The following is a 4,738-nucleotide window of genomic DNA, read 5'->3' on the forward strand; positions in this document are numbered from 1 at the left end:
ACACCGAACCGTTGCTGCGGTTGAACGTGGAGGCCCGTGACGAGGCCACCCTGGCCAAGGTCCGCGACGAGGCCCTCGCCCTCATCCGCGCCTGAGCCGCCGCTTCAGGCCGGGCTCCGCCCCATCAAGCCCCGCCGGCGATTGAGCAGGGCCCCAGCGATAGCTGGGGGACGGTCCCGGCGGAGCCCGGAGCCCGGAGCCCGGAGCCCGGAGCCCGGAGCCCGGAGCCCGGAGCCCGGAGCCCGGAGCCGCGGGCCCGCCGGAGCCGCTTCGCTCAGGCGGAGCGCCGTCCCCGCTCCTCGCGCTCCCGCACTGCGTACGCGTACGCCGCTGACATCAGCGTCATGTGATGGTGCCAACCCGGGAAGGACCGCCCCTCGAAGTCGAGGAGCCCGAATTCGTCGGCCAGCGAGCCGAGCACCGCGCTGGACCGGGCCGATCGCCGTACCAGGTGCAGCAGGTCGTCCATCCGGTGGCGGTTCATGTTGGTGAGCCAGACGGGCCCACCGCCCCGCCGGTCCGGCCGCCGTTCGCCGAACAGCCGGTAGATCTGCTGGGCACCGCGCCCTGCCGATTCCCCCTCCGGCAACCGGACCAGTGCCGAGTGGATGCGCTGCCGCTGCGGAAGCGCATCGGGGCCGGCGGACGGCGGGGTGTACGGGTGGCTGGTGTTGCCCAGCCGGGCGAAGTCGCCAGCGGTGGTCCCGCTGCGCCCGGGCGTGCGCGCGCGATCGCCGCCCTGCGCCAGGGCGGCCGTGCGGACCGTGAGGGTGGGCGGTACGGACACCAGGAAGTCGTGCCCGCGGCGGCTGAGCACGCCGATGAGCGCGGCGGCGCCGCCGAGGCGGCTCAGGTCGGCGACCACGGGGGGATGCGCCGACGAGGTGCGGGCGGCTATCGAGTCGACGAGCTCCAGTACGAGGGCCTCCGGAGCCTGGTGGACGACCCCGGGGGAGATGCGTGCCCGGCGGCGCAGGACGGGATCCGTCACCCAGGCCTCGGGAAGGGCCAGCCGCCAGTCGACGGGCACGTTCATGCCGTCCAGGGAGAGGAAGAGGCAGAAGCCCAACTGGCAGTTGACGATGCGTCCGGCGGCCGGGTCGAAGCGGCGGTGCACGCCGACCGAGTGCTCACCGCGTTTGGGGAAGCACACCTGCTCGATCGCCCAGGCCCGCACGGGGTTCTGCTCCTCCACCCACCGGAGCAGTTCGGTGCGGGCCGGATTCCAGTCCCAGGGGCTCGCGTTGATGAACTGCTGGAGGGACTGGGAGGCGGTGGGGGACTCGGTGACGGACGCCGCGAGCCTGCGTACGGACTTCTTCCCCGGGGTGGTGAGCAGTCCCTGGAGGTAGACCCGGGCCCAGCGCCGCTGGTCGGCTCTCGGTAAGTGACCGAAGAGGCGTTCCGTGAAGTCGGCCAGGGCGGTGTCACCGGCTGCCAGGGCTCTGGTTCTTTCCCGTGTCGTCATCTGTCTCCGCCTCCACTGCGGACGTCGGCGTGCACCGTCGGCACTCCCCATAGAATACAGAACGTTCGTTTTTTTCTAGCGAACCTATGGCGCCCCGCCCACTACTTCGGCACGTTGGACCCGGAGGCCTGCGGCACCCCTGCCGCAGCCGTGCCGGGCCGCCCTCCGGGGGAGTCGGGGCACGGGCGCTTCTTCGTCAAGTCGGCGTTGTCGGCGGTCGCCGCCGGGGCGACGCTGGAGGTCGCCATCTCCGTGCGGGGCGGGGTGGTGTGTGAGGAACGACCTGGATGGCAGTGATAGCGCAGTGGTGAAGCAAGAGCGCGGCGTACGCACCCGAAACCATCTGATCTCGGTGGCAGCCGTTGAATTCGACCGCAATGGGTACGACGGGACCTCCCTTTCCCTGTTGAGCCGCTCCGCCGGAATTTCGATCGGAGCGCTCACCTTTCATTTCGCAGCGAAGGGGGAGTTGGCTTCCGCAGTCGAGGATTCGGGACGCGCGGCCACCCGCAGGGTGGTCGAGGGGGTGACGGCCCGTGGCGGCCCGGCGTTGGACACCGTTTCCGCGCTCGTCCTCGCTCTCGGCCGGCTGATCGAGACGGACGCGGCCGTGCGCGCCGCGGCGCGGCTGACCGAGGAGCGGGTGGGCGCCGGACCGGACTGGTGCGGCTGCTGGCTCCCTGACGTCAAGGAGCTGCTCGAGCAGGCCGCCGAGCAAGGTCAGTTGGACCCCGAGGTCGACCCGCGCCCGGTCACCCTCCTCACGGCGCACCTGGTGGGTGGCGTCGTCACCCGGGTGCGCCGGGGCCGGGGCGAGTGCCCCGGCGCGGTGACCGGTGAGCTCCGGGAGCTGTGGCGGCTCATCCGGCGGGGCATCGCGGCCGGCGCGGACCCGGAAATGCCCAAGTAGGAGGAGAAGCAGGGTAATTCAAGCCAGTGGAGCGCGCTGCGCCCTAGCGTCGATGGCATGAATTCCACACCTCACCGGATAACCAAAGCAGTCATCCCCGCCGCGGGACTCGGCACGCGATTCCTCCCGCTGACCAAGGCCACCCCGAAGGAAATGCTTCCGGTGGTCGACAAGCCGGCCATCCAGTACGTGGTGGAAGAGGCCGTGGCGGCGGGGATGTCCGACATCCTCATGGTCACCGGCCGCAACAAGCGGCCGCTGGAAGACCACTTCGACCGCAACTACGAGCTGGAGGAGTCCCTCCAGCGCCGGGGCGATCAGGACAAACTCAGGAGCGTCTGCGCCTCCACCGAACTCGCCGACATCCACTACGTGCGCCAGCGGGACCCCAAGGGCCTCGGGCACGCCGTCCTGTGCGCCGCGCCCCACGTCGGCCGGGAGCCCTTCGCCGTCCTCCTGGCCGACGACCTGATCGACCCCCGCGACCCCCTGCTCGCCCGCATGGCCGAGGTGCGGGAGCGGCTCGGCGGCAGTGTCGTGGCCCTCATGGAAGTGGATCCGCAGGCTATCCACCTGTACGGATGCGCCGCGGTGGACCGGCCGGCCGGTGGTGACGGCGTCCGCATCACCGAGCTGGTGGAGAAGCCGGAGCCCGGTACCGCGCCCAGCAACCTGGCCGTCATCGGCCGCTACCTCCTCGATCCCGAGATCTTCGAGGTCCTGCGGGACACCGCCCCGGGGCGCGGCGGCGAAATCCAGCTCACGGACGCGCTGCGCACGCTGGTCCATGCCGGACGCCCGGTGCACGGCGTCGTCTTCTCCGGCCGGCGCTACGACACCGGGGACCGCGCGGAGTACCTGCGCGCGACGGTCAGGCTCGCGTGCGAGCGCCCCGACCTCGGACCTGAATTCCTCTCCTGGCTAAGGGAGTTCGTGCGGTCGGAGGAGCTCGTGGGGGTCTGAAGGGCCGCTCGGTGGGCGACCGGGGAACTTCCGCGGTCGCCCACCCCACCCGGCACTCCCGCGCCAACTTGCCCAAATCTCAGCGGTGTTCGGCCTCCCAATTGGTTACCGAACGGTAATTACGTAATTTCTTCTCCGGGGTCGCCGCCCCGCCCAACGGAGCGGCACCCGAAGCACCGAGTGCACGGAAGGAGGTGAACTTCATGGACGAGCCGAACCCGCGGTACGCGACGCAACCCCCCGACGTCGCGACCGAGGTACCGGTCGGCGCACTGCTCGCCGCGGATTCCCCCCGCACCCTCAAGGTGGACGAGAGCCATGCACAGGCCCTCGCCCACTCCGGCCGGACGCTGCCGCCGCTGCTCGTGCACCGCCCCACCATGCGGATCATCGACGGCACGCACCGGTTGCGGGCCGCCGTACTGCGCGGGCGGGACACGGTGCCGGTGACGTACTTCGATGGCAGCGCCGAGGACGCGTTCGTGCTCTCGGTCGAGGCCAACATCAGTCACGGGCTCCCGCTGACCCACGCGGAACGGACCGCTGCGGCGTTACGGATCCTGCGGTCCCACCCCGACTGGTCCGACCGCGGCATCGCGCGGCGGACCGGGCTGGCGGGCAAGACCGTCGGGGCACTACGACGCCGTGAGGTTCCGGGGCCCGCCCCGCCGGGCCGCGTCGGCCAGGACGGCCGCGTCCGGCCGGCCGACCCGGTCCGCGGCCGGGAGGCCGCGGCCCGGCTGCTGGCCGGCCGCCCCACGGCGTCGCTGCGACAGATCGCGCGGGAGGCGGGCATCGCGCCCTCGACCGTGCGGGACGTACGGCGCCGGATCGGGGCGGGCGCGGATCCCGTACCGGCGGCGCAGCGGCGCTCCGGCAACGCTCCGCCCCCCGCACCACCACCGGTCCCCGCGCGGGTCCGGGGGCAGCCACTGCCCGCACTGGTCACCAGCCTGTGCAAGGACCCCCTGCTCAGGCTGAGCGAGGCGGGCAGGCTCCTGCTCCGCATGCTCGACCTCCAGGTGAGCGGATTGCGCCAGTGGGAGCGGATCGTCGCCGCAATACCCCCGTACCGCGTGGAGACGGCGGCCGACGCGGCCGCCCAGTGCGCACGGGACTGGCAGGAACTGTCCGAAGAACTCCGGCGCCGTGCCTCGGCGCACACCCCTGCCTGAGCCGGCTTCCCCGGCGAGTACCGGCCTTCGCGTCGGAAGGCCCCAGTTGTGATCGAAAGGACGTATGGCGATGTCGGTTGTCGAGGGAGCGCGTGTTGACGCGGGTTCAGGGGAGGGGGGAGGAGCCGAGGGGCCCGTTCGTTTGGACGGGCGTCTGAAGTTGGTGCTGGTGGTGCTGCTGGTGGCGCAGTTCATGCTGGCGGTTGATTTCTCGATTTTGAA

5 protein-coding genes are annotated in these 4,738 nt (G+C 71.6%); 4 read left to right on the forward strand and 1 reads right to left on the reverse strand.

Features of this window, described 5'->3' with window-relative positions; all coding sequences use genetic code 11:
* A partial coding sequence (locus tag ACIQK6_RS43030; protein ID WP_384845044.1) for a hypothetical protein occupies positions 1–95 on the forward strand: 95 nt, incomplete at its 5' end.
* A 179-nt stretch (positions 96–274) separates the two neighbouring features.
* Here the strand turns inward: ACIQK6_RS43030 and ACIQK6_RS43035 are convergent.
* Complete coding sequence (locus ACIQK6_RS43035; protein WP_329104693.1) at positions 275–1,468, reverse strand: transposase; 1,194 nt, start codon at positions 1,466–1,468, stop codon at positions 275–277.
* Between the two features lie 352 nt (positions 1,469–1,820).
* On the opposite strand from ACIQK6_RS43035, the gene ACIQK6_RS43040 reads away from it, so the two are divergent.
* The 3 genes from ACIQK6_RS43040 to ACIQK6_RS43050 all read left to right on the forward strand — a co-directional run bounded on the left by ACIQK6_RS43040 (position 1,821) and on the right by ACIQK6_RS43050 (position 4,516).
* Complete coding sequence (locus ACIQK6_RS43040; RefSeq protein ID WP_402697818.1) at positions 1,821–2,378, forward strand: TetR family transcriptional regulator; 558 nt, start codon at positions 1,821–1,823, stop codon at positions 2,376–2,378.
* A 57-nt stretch (positions 2,379–2,435) separates the two neighbouring features.
* Positions 2,436–3,341 carry a UTP--glucose-1-phosphate uridylyltransferase GalU gene (galU, locus tag ACIQK6_RS43045; protein WP_329104697.1) on the forward strand — a complete coding sequence of 302 codons (906 nt, stop codon included), beginning with the start codon at positions 2,436–2,438 and terminating at the stop codon, positions 3,339–3,341.
* A gap of 203 nt (positions 3,342–3,544) precedes the next feature.
* Entirely contained in the window at positions 3,545–4,516 is a 972-nt protein-coding gene (locus ACIQK6_RS43050; RefSeq protein ID WP_402697819.1) for a ParB/RepB/Spo0J family partition protein, read from the forward strand.
* The last annotated feature ends 222 nt before the right edge of the window (positions 4,517–4,738 follow it).

The sequence above is a fragment of the Streptomyces sp. NPDC091682 genome, from assembly GCF_044756625.1.
GTDB lineage: Bacteria > Actinomycetota > Actinomycetes > Streptomycetales > Streptomycetaceae > Streptomyces.